Below are 15,174 nucleotides of genomic sequence, written 5' to 3' on the forward strand. Positions count from 1 at the left end.
CATTTCATTGATTAGATTTGTACAAATGAAATTGTCAGAAATGAGAAAGTTGTTAGTAATTTTTATGGTAGGTATTTTTGGATTAAGTTATTCCCAAAAAGTACCTACAGCTCTTAAAACAGGATTTTCCAAAGAAGCACTACAGCAGAAACTGGAAGATGAAGAAGGAAAAAGCATCACGGTTCAGCAGATTCTTGATCAGCATAAAGGAAAAGTTTTAGTCATTGACTTTTGGGCAGGATGGTGCAGAGACTGTTTACAGGCACTTCCAAAAGCCGAGGTCTTAGAAAAAAATAATCCGAACGTAGATTTTGTATTCTTATCATTAGAAAGATCAAAAGAAGGTTTTGATAAAAGTCTTGTCAGATTCAATATGAAAGACAAAAACAATTATTGGTTTGCTTCAGGGTGGAAAAATGATTTCAATAATTATGTGGACCTTAACTGGATTCCACGATATATGGTTATTGATCAGAAATCGTCCATCGCAAAATATTATGCGATCTCTCCGGAAGACCCGGAAATTCAGCAGACCATCAATAATCTTTTACAATAATTACCATTCTTTTTTACCCTCAAAAGTTTAGAAAATAAAAGATTTTTGATACACTATGTATTAAAATATTCAACCATTTATACCATGATTACAAGAGAAGCTACAGAAAAGGATTTAGAGATTTTATTAGAATTTGAACAGGGAATAGTTTTCGCAGAACGACCTTTTAACAGTACATTAATTGATGGTGAGATTCATTATTACGACCTGAATGAATTCATACAGTCACCGGACGCTACTTTAATTGTTGTGGAAGACGATGATGAAATTGTGGCATCAGGTTACGCACTCATCAAAACATCAGAAAAAGACTATAATAATTTTAAAAGCTATGCTTACCTGGGGTTTATGTATGTAAAACCTGAATACAGAGGAAAAGGAATCAATAAAATAATTACGGATGAACTGGTTAGCTGGTCAACATCCAAAGGGATTACGGAAGTAAGACTCGATGTATATGCTGAAAATGAGTCTGCTGTCAAAGCGTATGAAAAAGCTGGTTTTGAGCCCCTGTTACTTACTATGAGACTGAAGTCGTAACTGAAAGACTTCAACTTCCTTTCTATAAATAATTTACCATAAATAAATGAATCCATATCTTTGTGATATGGATTTTTCTTTGCCGCTTCGTAAAATTATTCATGTGGATATGGATGCATTCTATGCTTCTGTAGAACAGCATGACAATCCTACACTGAAAGGCAAAGCCATTGCTGTAGGAGGCCAGCATAGAGGGGTTGTGGCTGCAGCCAGCTATGAAGCCAGAAAATTCGGAGTTCGTTCGGCAATGCCCAGCAAGACGGCAAAGGAAAAATGCCCTGATCTTATCTTTGTGCCGCCACGTTTTGCCCGGTATAAAGAAATTTCAAAAAAAATCCGGGAAATTTTCTATGAATATACAGATCTGGTAGAACCTTTATCTTTGGATGAAGCCTATCTGGATGTCACTGAAAATAAAAAAGGGATGGATTCTGCCAATCTGATAGCCCGGGAGATTCGTCAGAAAATATTTCAGGAAACCGGACTAACCGCTTCTGCGGGAATCTCAGTCAATAAATTTCTGGCAAAGGTAGCTTCTGATATCAATAAACCTAATGGGCAAAAAACAATTCATCCTGATAAAGTAGAAAGTTTCCTTGAGGAATTACCTGTTGAAAAATTTTACGGCGTAGGAAAGGTTACAGCCAACAAAATGTTTAGTTTAGGAATTTACAAAGGCAAAGATTTAAAGAAAAGATCGCTGGAAGATCTGGTAAAGCTTTTTGGAAAGTCAGGTACCCATTATTACAATGTGGTACGGGGTATTCATACTTCAGAGGTAAAACCTCATCGCATTCAGAAAAGCGTGGCTGTAGAAAGAACTTTTTTTGAAGATCTTTTTGATGAACAGCAGATCAATGAAAAATTGGAAAGTCTCGGAGAGGAACTTCATCAGCGTTTGCAGAAAAATAATATTCTTGGAAGAACCCTTACATTAAAAATTAAATACAAAGACTTTTCTCTTTTTACAAGAAGTATTACGCGGGAAAATTATTTCAATTCTCCGGAGCAGTATTTCAGTGTTGGAAAAAAACTTTGGGAACTTCGTCCTTATGATAAAGCCGTCCGTTTACTGGGGCTTTCCCTCTCCCAGCTCAATACGGAGGAAAAAAAGCTGGTTTCCGTTCAACTAAAGATCCCGTTTGAAGAATTCGAAAATGAATAGATCATATTTTTTCGTTACCTTGTATCTACCAAATCTTCAAATATATGAACCTAACAATGATTCAGTTTTTCCACTGGTATTCTGAAGGCGATGGAAAATTGTGGAAAGAAGCAGAAAAACAGGCCGGATATTTAGAAAAACTAGGAATCACTTCTGTATGGTTTCCCCCTGCCTACAAAGGAACCAATGGCGGTTATTCTGCGGGATATGATGCCTATGATCTTTATGATCTGGGAGAATTTGACCAAAAAGGAACGGTCTCTACAAAATATGGTACCAAAGATGAATACATAAAGGCCATTAAAGCACTTAAAAATCACAATATAGAAATCATTGTAGATATTGTTCTGGGACATAAAGCCGGAGGTGACGAGCTTGAAAAATTTAAAGCGGTAAAAGTAGATGAAAACAACAGGGAGAAAATCATTTCTGATATTATTGAAATAGAATCTTATACCAAATTTACATTTCCCGGAAGAGGAAAAAAATATTCTGATTTTGAGTGGAATTTCACGTGTTTCAGCGGAGTGGATTATGCTGAAGGTATGGAATCCCATATTTTTAAAATACAGTCTGAATATGGAAATGACTGGGAAGAAATGATAGATGATGAGAAAGGAAATTATGATTACCTCATGTATAATGACATTGAGCATCGAAATCCTTTTGTGCGGGAAGAGCTTAATGATTGGGCTAAATGGTATTTTGATCAGACCGATTTTGATGGAGTGAGGCTGGATGCCTTAAAGCATATTTCTTTTGATTTTTACAAAGAATGGATTACTTTGCTCCGTTCCAATTCAGGAAAAAATATCTTTGCCGTAGGTGAATACTGGGCTCCGGGATATCTTCATCTCCTTCAGAAATATATTGAAGTAACGGAAGGCTGCATGAGCCTTTTTGATAGCTCCCTGCAGAACAATTTTCATAATGCTTCAAAAGAAGGAGATTCTTATGATCTCCGGAGAATTTTTGATGAAACACTTACCCAGGCAGATCCGCTACATGCTGTAAGTCTGGTTGCCAATCATGACACCCAACCTTTACAAGACCTGGAGGCTCCGGTAGAACCCTGGTTTAAACCTATTGCCTATGCTTTGATCTTATTGCGGAAAGACGGATATCCCTGCATATTTTATCCTGATTTGTACGGCGCTCACTATACCGATAAAGATGGATCCGGGAATGATCAGGAAATTTTCATGCCTAAAGTGGATGGCATCGAAGAACTTCTTACTGCAAGAAAAAATTATGCATATGGTGATCAACGGGATTATTTCGAAGATGCCAACTGTCTCGGGTGGATCCGCGAAGGAGACGATCAGCATCCGGGATGTGCTGTTGTTCTAAGTAATAAAGAAGCCTATAACAAGCCTATGGAAATAGGAAAACAGTATGCCGGAAAAAAGTTTAATGATCTGCTGAAAAGATCTGAAGATACAGTGCTGATTGATGAAAATGGCTGGGGAGATTTTCCCGTTCCGGCAGGCAATGTAAGTGTATGGATTCCAGAATAATATTCAATTTCCAGGAAAAATAAAAAGGCATATCCGATCCGATAACCAGGTATGCCTTGTATTTTATCAAGAGGCGGTATTAACAATAAATGTATCTACAATTCCAAACATCTGTGGCCCATTCACAACATTGCCCGTCTTCGGTGGAAGTACAGCATACTTTACCCCAATTTAAATCTCCAGCTTTTAAACTTTTCAGTTCATCACGTGTAAGCTTTCTTACTTTGAAATCTTTGTTTGTTTTCATAATTACTATTTTTTATGGTTTATTTATTAAATATACATTAAAAATAACAATTATAAATGAATAATAAATATCAATCACATGTTTTAGTATATATAATTCACAGAAAAAAAAATTAAGATACAGTTGACCAACCTGTCAAAAATTCTTTGAATTCTCATCACTCCTCCAGGGAAGGGGAATATGTATGTCTTCAGTTGGAACATTTGTTAAGAGTAGAGATTTTGAAAGATTGATAAATAGCTACATCTTTCGGAGTTCCAGAATTTCAGGTCTTTCGGCAGTGTCAGATATTTTCCCGGTACGGGCAAATTCTGCCCAGAGCGCTCTTAATTTTTTTCCGTTTTCATGAATATACGCCCAAGGAATATCTTTTAGCAGCCCTGAAGGTTTCCACGCTGGTTCATTTCCGAAAATTAATGGCAGATCAATACAGTGTGGTGCTCCCAAATAATTTTCTTTCAACAAGGAATGAATTCTGAACAAATAAACATTTCCTCCTGCTTTTGCATAATTATCTGCAAATAACTTTGCCGGGTGGCCATAGATAAACTCAGTGGTTTTCCTAACTGTTTTATTCATTATTTTCAATCCTATGCCCTTCCTGAAAAAGGAGCCTAAAGATTCTGAGGTTTTCAGATAAAATGCTGTTTCATCTTTATTCAAACCAATCAAAACATCATACTTCCCGGCATTTTCTTTCCATTTCGTTTCAGCGTCTTCTTCTCTGCACAGGGGCGGGAATCCATATTGTGTTCCAAATGGCATGGCAGCTTTCAAACCATACTTCAACACGGAAGGAACCCATTTCCTGTACTCCTCCACCATCTTCAAAACATCGGTTTCATCTTTCAGTATTTCTGTTTTCTTCAGGAATTCAGCGGACATTTTATGTCTTTTATGACGTAGCCCCAAAGGAGCACTCTGCATAATTACCCGGTGAAATAAGCCATCCGTTCCTTCTGAAATCATCAGATGGGCTATCGCATCACCACCTGAAGACTGCCCCAGAAGAGTAATGTTTTCAGCATCACCTCCAAAATAAGCAATATGAGTTTGGATCCACTTTAATGCTTCAATGATATCAAACAGGCCAAGATTCGGACGTCTATTTTCATCTCCTCCTAAAAAGCCAAAGATTCCAAGACGATATGAAACATTTACCACAATAATATGCTGTTCCTTTACCCATTCTGCGGGATCAGCAGTATCCATATCACCACAGCCAATTTCATGAGAACCCCCATGAATCCAGACAACTACAGGAAGTTTTTCATTTTCAACAGTATTTTCGGGGCGGGTCACAGAAAGATATTGGGTAGATTCGTCGGCCTCGAAAGTTTCAACAGCTGTCACTCCAATCATCTTTTCCACCAGCGGACTTAATATCTGCGGACAAACGGGAGTTTTATCAGGAGGAATAATATCTGATATTGAAGATTCTACCGGAACAGGTAATTGAAATCTTTCGGAGTGGGCATAACGAATACTTTTAGCCTTGATAATACCGTTTTGTTTTAATGCAATAATTTTTCCAAAACGGGTTTCAAAAACATGGGTTCTATTCGGTTGTGATTTCATTTTAACACTGAAAACTTTTTATTTTAAAGTTATGAAAAATAAAAAATTATTGAAAATTATTGAACCGGAAAAATCACATTTTTTTTAAAAAAACTAAGCTTAACAAACTATCATGCAAACTATTGAGAAGAATACTTATGGTATTGAGCGTTGCTTTACAATTATATTCCCACCCCATAATAGGTGTTAAGCTGTATTGAAAATCAGTTCAGAAGTTTATATTCACTGGGAGAAATTCCTACTTTGGTTTTAAATAACCGGGTAAAGTGCTGTGGATATTTGAAACCCAGATTATAGGAAATTTCACTGATCGATTTCTCCTGATCCATGATTTGTTCTTTGGCTACATCAATCAATTTGTTATGGATAAATTCCTGTGCTGAAACACCCAATTCCTTTTTGATAAGGTCTCCAAAATAATTGGCTGAGAGATTAAGTTGTTCTGCAAAGTAATTCACCATCGGAAAACCTATATTTTTAGGATTATCAGATTTTAAATATCCATCTACGAGATCTTCAAATTTTCCGATCACCCCCTGGTTAATATGATCTCTGGTAATAAACTGACGGTCATAAAAACGCATGCAGTAATTTAAAAACAGCTCAATATTATTAACAATGAGTGACTTGCTGTGTTTATCAATAGACTGTTCCAGCTCAAGTTTGATATTTTTAAAACATTCCAGTATGATTTCCCTTTCTTTTTCGGAAAGGTGCAGGGCTTCATGCACATCATAAGAGAAGAAAGTATAATCTTTTATATGTTTTCCAAGATTGGTTCCTTTAATCAAATCCGGATGAAACAAGAGCGCATATCCTCCCGGCTGAATAGGTTTACCGTCATTGGTAACTCCACTTACCTGGCCAGGAGCAATGAAAACCAACGTTCCTTCCTGATAGTCATAGCTGTGTTTCCCATAATACATATCACCACAAATAACATCTTTAAGAAAAACGGTATAAAATGCATAGGTTCTCTTATACTGACAAATGGGATCAGATTTTGAAAAATCAACCACACTTACCAGTGGATGTAAAGTCTCGTGATTCACCATTTTATTATAATCTGAAACACTTTTTATTTTATCAACCTTCTGATTTTCCATTGAATAAATTTAAATCTTATTCAAAATTACTACTTTCTTGTAGAACAGATACTGAGTCTGTAAAATTGGTAAGTAATTCGGTAATCTGTATAAGTCTTGTTTATCTGAAAGTTTCGACTTTTGTATCGTTATGGAAACTTTTAATACAAACATTTTTCCGAAAGGAGAAAAAGCTCCTTCCGATTATTTTTTTGGAGGAACAGCTTGGGTTCATCTTTTAAAACCGAATGAAGATGTACTGAACTGCCAGATTGGAAATGTCACTTTTGAACCCGGGTGCAGAAATAACTGGCATTCTCATGGAGGTGGACAGATTTTAATCGTAACTTCAGGAAAAGGTTTTTACCAGGAAAAAGGAAAACCTGCCCAGGTTTTACATCCGGGAGATGTAGTCAACATTCCTCCACATGTGATCCACTGGCATGGAGCAGCACCTGACAGTGAATTGACACATATCGCCATTAATGTCAATACCCAAAATGGGATTGTAGAATGGCTGGAACCTGTAACAGACGACGAATATAACAATTTATAAAACTTAACTTATTAACTTAAATTAATTAATCAAATGAACACATTTACAGTAAAAGCCTTTGGTACGGAGTCTACCACAGCAGATCTGAAAGAAATGAATATTGAAAGAAGAGAAATTACCGCTACCGATGTAGAAATTGAAATTCTATATTGCGGAGTATGTCACTCTGACCTTCATACGGCAAGAAACGACTGGGGAGGAACGATCTACCCTGCCGTTCCGGGACACGAGATCGTAGGAAAGATTACAAAGGTAGGAAGCGAGGTTTCCAAGTTTAAAGTGGGGGATCTGGCAGGTGTAGGATGTATTGTGGATTCATGTGGCCACTGTGAAAGCTGCCAGCATGATCTTGAACAGTATTGTTTGAATGGATTTACAGGAACTTACAATGGTCATGATAAACACTTGGGAGGCCATACTTTCGGTGGATATTCTCAGAAAGTGGTGGTTAATTCTGATCACGTATTAAAAGTACCTGAAAACCTTGACCTTGCTGCTGTAGCACCACTTCTATGTGCCGGGATTACCACCTGGTCACCTTTGAGACACTGGAACGTAGGTCCAAATTCTAAGGTAGCAGTGGTAGGTTTAGGTGGTTTAGGCCATATGGCGATTAAACTTGCTAAAGGATTAGGGGCTGAAGTGACTTTATTTTCAAGAACTCCGGGAAAGACCGAAGATGCCAAACAGTTGGGAGCTGACCACGTTATTATTTCTACAGATGAAGCCCAAATGGATTCTGTCAAAGGAAAATTCGATGTGATTATTGATACCGTTCCTTATGTACATGATGTAAATCCTTATGTGACTACTTTAAATATCAGTGGAACTCATGTACTTGTAGGATATCTGGGAGGTTTAGAGCCTATTCTGAATACTGTTCCTATGATTTTGGGAAGAAAATCTGTAGCCGGTTCTGTAATCGGGGGTATTGCAGAAACCCAAGAAATGCTGGATTTCTGTGGAGAGCACAATATTGTATCGGAAATTGAAATGATCAAGATGCAGGAAATTAATGAAGCTTATGAAAGAATGCTGAAGAGTGATGTCAGATATCGTTTTGTGATTGACATGCAGTCTCTGTAATTGACTATACAACATGAAAAGGCTCTTCAGATTGAAGAGCCTTTTTTGTTTATTTTTTATAGGTTTTGGCTGAAGCCCGTTCCTATTGAATCTTTATATCCACCGTACAAATGACAGTAGATTATCAAGAATAAATATCTTTATTGATAAAGCTTGCTAAATAACGCTGAAGAGTGATGTCAGATATCGTTTTGTGATTGACATGCAGTCTCTGTAATTGGCTATACAACATGAAAAGGCTCTTCAGATTGAAGAGCCTTTTTTGTTTATTTTTTATAGGTTTTGGCTAAAGCCAATGGAATTTTATACAAACCAAAACGGGCTAAAGCCCGTTCCTATTGAATTTTTATATCCTTTGTACAAATGGCAATAGGTAGATTATCACTAATACATTATACATTATACATTATACATTATACATTATACATTATACATTATACATTATACATTATACATTATACATTATACAATATATTCTCATTTATACTTCCCATCCATATCCTGGAATGCCCATTCTGCCATAGCATCAATCACCGTACCTAGCCCATGACCGGCTTCACTTAGTTTATAGGTAACATGAGGGGGTACAACAGTTCTTGCAGTTCTAATGATCAGCCCATCTGCTTCCAGCTGTTTTAAATGCTGAATCAGCATTTTCTCTGTGACCGCGGGAATTGCTTTTTTCAGCTCGCTGTATCTTTTCTCTCCTGTGGAAAGGTTAAACAGAATAATAGGTTTCCAGAATCCCCCGATCCTTTCCATGACATACATTACAGGACAATCCTGTAGTACTTTTTTATTCTCCTGAATGGTTGAACTTTCTTTAATTGCTGTCATTTTTACATACTTTAGGGTAAGTACTTGTATAAAAGTAAGTACAAATATAACTTTGTATTCAGAAATAAAAAAATATTTATTACAAAATCGCTAACACCTGATTAGTTTATTCAAGACTAATTAATATTCAGCGATTACATATAGCTGTTAAAAAACAATAAAAAAATTTACATATGAAAATCATCATCACAGGATCATTAGGAAATGTAGCTAAGCCTTTAACACAGCAATTAGTCAATGAAGGACATAACGTTACAGTAATCAGCAGTAACGAAGACAGAAAACAAAATATAGAATCATTGGGAGCCTTTCCTGCTATCGGATCTATTACAGACACGGATTTCCTTACCAAAACATTTGAGGGAGCCGATGCCGTTTTCGTCATGACCCCACCAGCTATCAGCGAAAATAATATCGTTGACCATACTGTTCATGCAGGAAAAAATTATGCCGAAGCATTAAAAAAAGCCCATGTAAAAAGAGCTGTTATGCTCAGCAGTGTAGGGGCAGAATCTCCTGTAGAGAACGGACCTATCAAAGGGCTTCATCAGATTGAAAAACTATATCATGAGGTAGAAAATACTTCATTTACATTTTTAAGAGCCGGATATTTTTATACTAATTTTTTCAATGATATTCCCCTGATTCAAAATGCAGGAATTATTGGAGGTAATTATCCTGAAAATATTGAAGTTCCGCTGGTACATCCTAACGATATTGCTAAAGCAGCAGCTGAAGAGCTTGTAAAAGAAGGAAATGGTAAGACCATACGTTATATTGTAAGTGATAACAGAAAGGCTTCTGATTTTGCCAAAGTCTTGGGAGCTGCCATAGAAAAACCTGAACTGCCATGGGTAGAATTTTCAGATGAAGATTCTTTCAACGGAATGTTACAGGCCGGACTTCCTCAGGATATGGCAGAACTGTATACTGAAATGGGAAGAGGAATACGAACAGGTGTTGTACAGAAGGATTTCATTGATCATGGATCCCCTGTTACAGGAAATATAAAGCTGGAAGATTTTGCCAAAGAATTTTCTTCCAAGTTTTAATTCATTTGGATATCAACCCGTATCGGCGCACCAAAGGTGCGCCGATACGGGTTTTGAAGTAATCATTGTGATTCAATTATTTTTTCTCCTTCAATATTTCTTTCAAGACTTTCAGCTTTCCATCAATAGGCTGGTCAATTTTTAATCCTAGAATTTCAGCGACTACAGGATAAACATTGATATTGGCAAACTCATCTACTACTAAATTATTTTTAAATTCAGGCCCCCAGGCATAGAATGTTGCTTTCATCTCAGGAACAATCCTAGGATTGTAACCATGTTTTCCTACCGATGTTTTCTTTCCTTTCTCAAGGAATATTTTGGGTGCTTTCGGGATCAGAAGAATCTGCCCTATTCTGTTGTACTGATCATCTCTTGTTGCAAAATGGAGATATTTGGGAAGCTTTTTATCCAGGTAAACTTCGTAGTCTTCTGTTTTATGAGCCTTCAGTTCTTTATAAACCGATTTGACCTCAGCAGGGTTTTTAACATATACTCTCAATAAGGTCTGGGAATTATAAAAATCGAACCTGTTTTTATCAAAAAGTACAGCTGGAATTTCCAGCGGAGCCCCGCCATCCACTTTGATCATTCCATGATCGGAAACAAAAATAAAATTGACATTTTTTAAGCCTAAATCATTTACTTTCTGAACCAGGTCACCAATGGCATGATCAATTAAATGAACTGCGTTTTCGGTTTCTTTCGTATCGGGTCCGTAATGATGTCCGCTTCCGTCTACTTCCGGAAAATATAATGAAATAAAATGAGGTCTTTTATCTTCGGGTAACTTGAGCCAGTTTACTACTTTCTCTATTTTTTCAGAAGGTGTAAATTTCTCATGATAAGGATAATAATAGCTGGGTCTCATTCCTCCGGCATCGCTGGCAGAACCTACCCACATTAAAGAGGCAGATACGATTCCCTGTTTTTCAGCTAATCCCCACAGTGGAGTTCCGCCATACCAGCTTCCATCTTCTGCATTTTTCTTATTGCTCATGGCATAAGTTTCTTTTCTCTTATAATCGTAGAAAAAATTATCTATTAACCCATGATGAGAAGGATAAAGTCCGGTGATCAGGCTCCAATGGTTAGGAAATGTAATACTCGGATAGCTTGGAATCATGGCCTTTGCCTGTACCCCATTATTAGAGAGTTTCAGGAGATTTTCGGCATTGTATTTTTTAGCATAATCATATCGAAAACCATCCGTTGAGATCATAATCACATAAGGTTTTGACTGAGTCTCTATCGTATTTTGTCTACCCGGGACAGTTATCTGGGCTGTATCAATAGTGGCCTGCTGGGCAAAAACCGTAAAGGAAATAAACAATAGTAAAAAATGTATTCCTCGCTTCATTGTTTTAAAAATTTCAGCAAAGTTACATTCTATCCTGCTCCCCGGAAAGTTTAAGAGATTAAAAGTATATTAAAACCATTTATTTTTGATTAAAAATATACACATTATCATACCGCCCGTTTCATTTCAAACTGCGATACCCAATTTTTAAGACCTATTCTTTCATTAAGAAAATGACAGGTGCTTTCTGAAACCTCATCTACATTATTTAAGGACACCGCTTCTCCATTATTTTTCTCTTTAATAGCTTCGAAAAGCCTGGTTGCAATTCCTTGTCTTCTGTGATTTTTATCAACTGCTATTTGGTATATTTTCCTTGCTGCCGGATTATAAAAAGCATATCCTGCCAGCTTTTCATCTTTATAGGCCCCCAGTACTATACAGTCTTTGCGCATATCTTCAAGGACAAAAACAGAACCCTGCCATGATGGTTCAATATCCCAGAAAGAGCGGAGATTGTCCCATTGAAATTCTTCCAGTTCTTTTATAACAATATTGGAATCTGTCTGTTGCAAATTAATATTTCCATTAAAACAAAGCAGTCTCCGTACCATAGTAAACCCTAAGTTTTCATAGGTTCTGATTGCCTGTTTGTTTCCATCAATCACTTCAAGGAGCAGAGTGTCTACTTTTCGGTCTTTTAACAAGGGAAGGATAAAATCATACATTTTTCTTACCAGCCCCTTTCCTCTGCTTTCAGGAACCACTCCTGTTCCTGCATTATAGATTATTCTTTGGTTATCTTCTGTTTTTTCAGCATTAAGAATAAATCCTACCAACTGATCGGACTCAAATGCTCCTACCGATAAGTTAAAATCTATTTTTTCAGCATTAATTTTTGAGATCAGCACCTCTTTTGTCAAATGGAAAGGAACAATATAATCAGAAAAAGAAAGATTAAATACAGATAAAAGCTCCTCTACACTAGTATTTTTTAAAGTTTTGAATTCCATTGGTTTAATAAAAATTATGAGTTAAAAAATTACCATTCTCTTTCCAGATCTTCTTTCCAGTCGTAAGGCATTAATTCTTTTAAGGTTACAAATATTCCGTTTTTCACTTCTATCACAGCATTGAGGTTTTCTTTGGATAGCTGGCTCATCAATTCCCTGCAGCGTCCACAGGGTGGCACGGCATTGCCATCATTTCCTACTGCCACCGCGGCTTTGATTTTATGCTCTCCATTTTTCAGCATTTCAGCTACAGCACTGTGTTCCGCACAAAATCCCATAGAACAGGCTGTATCTATACTAATTCCGGTATATACATTTCCGTTGGTAGTTTCAATAGCTGCGGCAACTCCTCCATATTCTATAAAATCATTCAGTCTCTTGGTTTTTGCCAATTGGCCGGCGATTTCCTTTAAGTCTTTTTTCATTGCATTAATTCTTTATTTTCGGTGTTCCAAATACCACTCAACAGCCTTTCGTTCTTCTCTCTTGATAAATGGATCTTTTCCTTCATTATAATCATTCCCGTCATGCCATTCTTTTTCACTCAAATATTCTTTTAGTTGCTGATATTCATCTTTCACTTCAGGATGGGTCCGCAAGTAATCCCGAAACGCGATATGGCGAAGCCAATGTTCAGAGGAAGTGGGAATTGCATGAATATGGGCAATACGAAGCTTATGATCGTGAATTCCTTCAGGAATTTCATCTCCAGCATTAATTATTTCCGGAAATCCTAGATTCTGAGGCTGATCTATAAGCTTAATAAAGAAACGACGGTATGGCATTTCCTCGTTATACTTCTGATAATAAACATAATCCTGTCCCCGCAATAACGGAGGAATCTTATCCAGCTCCTCTTCATTTTTCACTCCAATCATAATGTCTATCACAGGTTTTGCAGATAAGTTTTCCACGGATGTACTCCCGATATGTTCAATTTGTGGATTCAAAAAACCAATACTGTCCTTCAACTCATTTTTAATTGTTTCAAATTGTTTTTTCCAGAAAGGACTGTATTTTTCAAAGGTAATTTTCATGGGAGTCTGGCTATACACAAATATATAAAAAATCAACCAATCCCTTTAAAATTAAGCCTTTTAAGATTTTCAGCCACCAAATAAAATAATAATACCTCTGAAAAATCAGAGGTATTACTGAAAATATTTATAATGTGATTAATCCGGCCAGTTGGCAAAAAGTTCATCCAGATATATACTGGTAGGATTAGAATAGTTATTCTTTATTTTATCTCTCCACTGATACCAGTTTCTAGACCCTTTAAGAGCCTGTTCCAGCTGTGAAGCCGTATATCCGGTCACTCTGTCGGCAGGATATCCTACTCCATACATACCATTCTGATTATGCCCGTCAATCATATCATACCCACCTGAAGTATAATGATTTTCAGCACTGATGGTACGGTTCTGGAAGTTATTGGAACCGGTAGATCTGTAAACGGCATATCCTCTTATTCTTTTATACCTTTCCAATGTCATTAAAGTTTCCACAGTAGTTGGCCAGCTTTCAAGCAGTCTTCGGTTTCGGTTTTTAACTGCAGAATTGAAAGACAAGAATGAATCCTGGCAAATATCATTATACGCCGATCTGTCTATAATTGAATGCAGTGCATGGCTCAATTCATGAATGGTTGTTCCGTACACCATATCAGACAATCTTCCATAGGCTTTAATATGGATCTGGGCTGATAAACCAAAAGTAAGTTCACTTCTGATGTGAGAATAAGAAGAAGGTACTCCCCACGGGGCTGTTTTGCGGGCTGCAATCTTGATCTGGCTCTGTCTTCCAAAATTATAGATATGATTATTCATAGGTGGAGAAGTCAGTCCAAATCTATATCCATAATAGAAATCATGTGCTGCCTGGTGTATCAGAGCGTGATACTCATCTTCTCCTCCATCAATAACAGGATACCATGCCTGCTGTTTCACATTTGGCCCTTTCATTTCTGCCTGGAAAATAGATCCGTTTCTCACGCTATAGTTATATCTTTCCCATTGGATAACATATTTTGCTTTTCCACGTACAGAGGAAGTGGAGAAATATCCGTTTCCGTCTGTGATTCCCTGGGCTACAGTAAACCACTGCCTCATCAATACCTGAGCTCCGGTTACCGGTACTACATCTAAAATATCATCTTTGACCTGAATTCTTCCGCTTGGATACCATTTTTTCCCAAAGATCCATTTTGCCTGTGGGGTAGAATCATCGGTAAGGAGATCTTCTTCATTCCCTGTAAGCTCATAGGCTAAGTATAAAAGGTTATTAAACAGATCCGTTTTATTGGATAACTTTCCAGTAACCTCATAGCGTTCTATATCATCAATATCGGAAAAATAAGGATCTTGTTCTGGGATATATAATTCGCTCAGAACTTCATGCTCAACCGCAGGAAGGTTTTTTCCTACCGGAACTGCAGTATAATAAACGGGAATAGAGTCTCTGTCCGGAGCTCTGTTTTCAAGGAATCCTTCTGCATATTCAGCATCCAATCTGTAATCGAAGTAATGGATGGTAGAATCCTGCTTCAGCAACCCTACTTCATCCTCATTTTTAGGATTGAATTTAAGGTAAAGATGTGAAGGGCGTACTTCAAATCCAGCAGTTTGTTTGGGGTTTTTAGC

Annotated in this window: 16 protein-coding genes; 7 read left to right on the forward strand and 9 right to left on the reverse strand. The window is 37.1% G+C overall.

Translation table 11 applies throughout. The annotated features are described in order from the left end of the window. The first annotated feature begins 40 nt into the window (after positions 1-40). The 4 genes from JML65_RS21860 (at position 41) to JML65_RS21875 (ending at position 3,778) form a co-directional block, all read left to right on the forward strand. Positions 41-556, forward strand: coding sequence for a TlpA family protein disulfide reductase (locus JML65_RS21860; protein WP_202272186.1), 516 nt, complete (start codon positions 41-43; stop codon positions 554-556). 84 nt (positions 557-640) lie between these two features. After that, positions 641-1,096: a GNAT family N-acetyltransferase gene (locus tag JML65_RS21865; RefSeq protein ID WP_202272188.1), complete on the forward strand. Its 456-nt coding sequence runs from the start codon at positions 641-643 to the stop codon at positions 1,094-1,096. 67 nt (positions 1,097-1,163) lie between these two features. Further along, positions 1,164-2,261: a DNA polymerase IV gene (gene dinB / locus JML65_RS21870; protein WP_202272208.1), complete on the forward strand. Its 1,098-nt coding sequence runs from the start codon at positions 1,164-1,166 to the stop codon at positions 2,259-2,261. Between the two features lie 44 nt (positions 2,262-2,305). Then, positions 2,306-3,778 (forward strand): alpha-amylase, encoded by a 1,473-nt coding sequence (locus JML65_RS21875; RefSeq protein WP_202272190.1) that lies wholly within the window; start codon positions 2,306-2,308, stop codon positions 3,776-3,778. 79 nt (positions 3,779-3,857) lie between these two features. Here the strand turns inward: JML65_RS21875 and JML65_RS21880 are convergent, their stop codons facing one another. From JML65_RS21880 to JML65_RS21890, 3 genes are all read right to left on the reverse strand, one after another. After that, positions 3,858-4,025 carry a hypothetical protein gene (locus JML65_RS21880; protein ID WP_179140043.1) on the reverse strand — a complete coding sequence of 56 codons (168 nt, stop codon included), beginning with the start codon at positions 4,023-4,025 and terminating at the stop codon, positions 3,858-3,860. 240 nt (positions 4,026-4,265) lie between these two features. Next, positions 4,266-5,603 (reverse strand): carboxylesterase family protein, encoded by a 1,338-nt coding sequence (locus JML65_RS21885; RefSeq protein WP_202272192.1) that lies wholly within the window; start codon positions 5,601-5,603, stop codon positions 4,266-4,268. 203 nt (positions 5,604-5,806) lie between these two features. Continuing rightward, positions 5,807-6,709, reverse strand: a complete 903-nt coding sequence (locus JML65_RS21890) for a helix-turn-helix domain-containing protein (RefSeq protein ID WP_202272194.1) — start codon at positions 6,707-6,709, stop codon at positions 5,807-5,809. A gap of 130 nt (positions 6,710-6,839) precedes the next feature. Here JML65_RS21890 and JML65_RS21895 point away from each other — a divergent pair, with 130 nt between their 5' ends. Together JML65_RS21895 and JML65_RS21900 are read left to right on the forward strand one after the other, a co-directional pair. Continuing rightward, positions 6,840-7,244 (forward strand): cupin domain-containing protein, encoded by a 405-nt coding sequence (locus tag JML65_RS21895; protein ID WP_084085651.1) that lies wholly within the window; start codon positions 6,840-6,842, stop codon positions 7,242-7,244. A 33-nt stretch (positions 7,245-7,277) separates the two neighbouring features. Then, positions 7,278-8,330, forward strand: a complete 1,053-nt coding sequence (locus JML65_RS21900; RefSeq protein WP_084085652.1) for an NAD(P)-dependent alcohol dehydrogenase — start codon at positions 7,278-7,280, stop codon at positions 8,328-8,330. 477 nt (positions 8,331-8,807) lie between these two features. Here the strand turns inward: JML65_RS21900 and JML65_RS21905 are convergent, their stop codons facing one another. Further along, on the reverse strand, positions 8,808-9,167 hold the full coding sequence (locus JML65_RS21905; RefSeq protein WP_202272196.1) for a winged helix-turn-helix transcriptional regulator: 360 nt from the start codon (positions 9,165-9,167) through the stop codon (positions 8,808-8,810). A 173-nt stretch (positions 9,168-9,340) separates the two neighbouring features. Between JML65_RS21905 and JML65_RS21910 the strand changes: the two genes are divergently transcribed. Then, on the forward strand, positions 9,341-10,219 hold the full coding sequence (locus JML65_RS21910; RefSeq protein WP_202272198.1) for an NAD(P)H-binding protein: 879 nt from the start codon (positions 9,341-9,343) through the stop codon (positions 10,217-10,219). Between the two features lie 76 nt (positions 10,220-10,295). On the opposite strand, the gene JML65_RS21915 is transcribed toward JML65_RS21910, so the two are convergent. The 5 genes from JML65_RS21915 to JML65_RS21935 form a co-directional block, all read right to left on the reverse strand. Then, positions 10,296-11,579, reverse strand: a complete 1,284-nt coding sequence (locus JML65_RS21915) for an ectonucleotide pyrophosphatase/phosphodiesterase (protein WP_202272200.1) — start codon at positions 11,577-11,579, stop codon at positions 10,296-10,298. 107 nt (positions 11,580-11,686) lie between these two features. Then, on the reverse strand, positions 11,687-12,532 hold the full coding sequence (locus tag JML65_RS21920) for a GNAT family N-acetyltransferase (protein ID WP_202272202.1): 846 nt from the start codon (positions 12,530-12,532) through the stop codon (positions 11,687-11,689). A gap of 29 nt (positions 12,533-12,561) precedes the next feature. Beyond that, a complete protein-coding gene (locus tag JML65_RS21925; RefSeq protein WP_084085657.1) occupies positions 12,562-12,957 on the reverse strand; it encodes a cytidine deaminase family protein in 396 nt (131 codons plus the stop codon). A 12-nt stretch (positions 12,958-12,969) separates the two neighbouring features. Next, positions 12,970-13,569, reverse strand: a complete 600-nt coding sequence (locus tag JML65_RS21930; RefSeq protein WP_202272204.1) for a GrpB family protein — start codon at positions 13,567-13,569, stop codon at positions 12,970-12,972. A 138-nt stretch (positions 13,570-13,707) separates the two neighbouring features. After that, positions 13,708-15,174, reverse strand: a 1,467-nt coding sequence (locus tag JML65_RS21935; protein WP_202272206.1) for a hypothetical protein, incomplete at its 5' end; no start/stop codon positions are given.

The organism is Chryseobacterium sp. KMC2 (genome assembly GCF_016756935.1).
Taxonomy (GTDB): Bacteria; Bacteroidota; Bacteroidia; order Flavobacteriales; family Weeksellaceae; genus Chryseobacterium; species Chryseobacterium rhizosphaerae.

Coding starts and splice junctions, on each gene's coding strand:
- JML65_RS21905 (WP_202272196.1), bottom strand. CDS start 9,167: ATGACAGCAATTAAAGAAAGTTCAACCATTCAGGAGAATAAAAAAGTA.
- JML65_RS21915 (WP_202272200.1), bottom strand. CDS start 11,579: ATGAAGCGAGGAATACATTTTTTACTATTGTTTATTTCCTTTACGGTT.
- JML65_RS21910 (WP_202272198.1), top strand. CDS start 9,341: ATGAAAATCATCATCACAGGATCATTAGGAAATGTAGCTAAGCCTTTA.
- JML65_RS21885 (WP_202272192.1), bottom strand. CDS start 5,603: ATGAAATCACAACCGAATAGAACCCATGTTTTTGAAACCCGTTTTGGA.
- dinB (WP_202272208.1), top strand. CDS start 1,164: ATGGATTTTTCTTTGCCGCTTCGTAAAATTATTCATGTGGATATGGAT.
- JML65_RS21875 (WP_202272190.1), top strand. CDS start 2,306: ATGAACCTAACAATGATTCAGTTTTTCCACTGGTATTCTGAAGGCGAT.
- JML65_RS21920 (WP_202272202.1), bottom strand. CDS start 12,532: ATGGAATTCAAAACTTTAAAAAATACTAGTGTAGAGGAGCTTTTATCT.
- JML65_RS21895 (WP_084085651.1), top strand. CDS start 6,840: ATGGAAACTTTTAATACAAACATTTTTCCGAAAGGAGAAAAAGCTCCT.
- JML65_RS21900 (WP_084085652.1), top strand. CDS start 7,278: ATGAACACATTTACAGTAAAAGCCTTTGGTACGGAGTCTACCACAGCA.
- JML65_RS21930 (WP_202272204.1), bottom strand. CDS start 13,569: ATGAAAATTACCTTTGAAAAATACAGTCCTTTCTGGAAAAAACAATTT.
- JML65_RS21890 (WP_202272194.1), bottom strand. CDS start 6,709: ATGGAAAATCAGAAGGTTGATAAAATAAAAAGTGTTTCAGATTATAAT.
- JML65_RS21860 (WP_202272186.1), top strand. CDS start 41: ATGAGAAAGTTGTTAGTAATTTTTATGGTAGGTATTTTTGGATTAAGT.
- JML65_RS21880 (WP_179140043.1), bottom strand. CDS start 4,025: ATGAAAACAAACAAAGATTTCAAAGTAAGAAAGCTTACACGTGATGAA.
- JML65_RS21865 (WP_202272188.1), top strand. CDS start 641: ATGATTACAAGAGAAGCTACAGAAAAGGATTTAGAGATTTTATTAGAA.
- JML65_RS21925 (WP_084085657.1), bottom strand. CDS start 12,957: ATGAAAAAAGACTTAAAGGAAATCGCCGGCCAATTGGCAAAAACCAAG.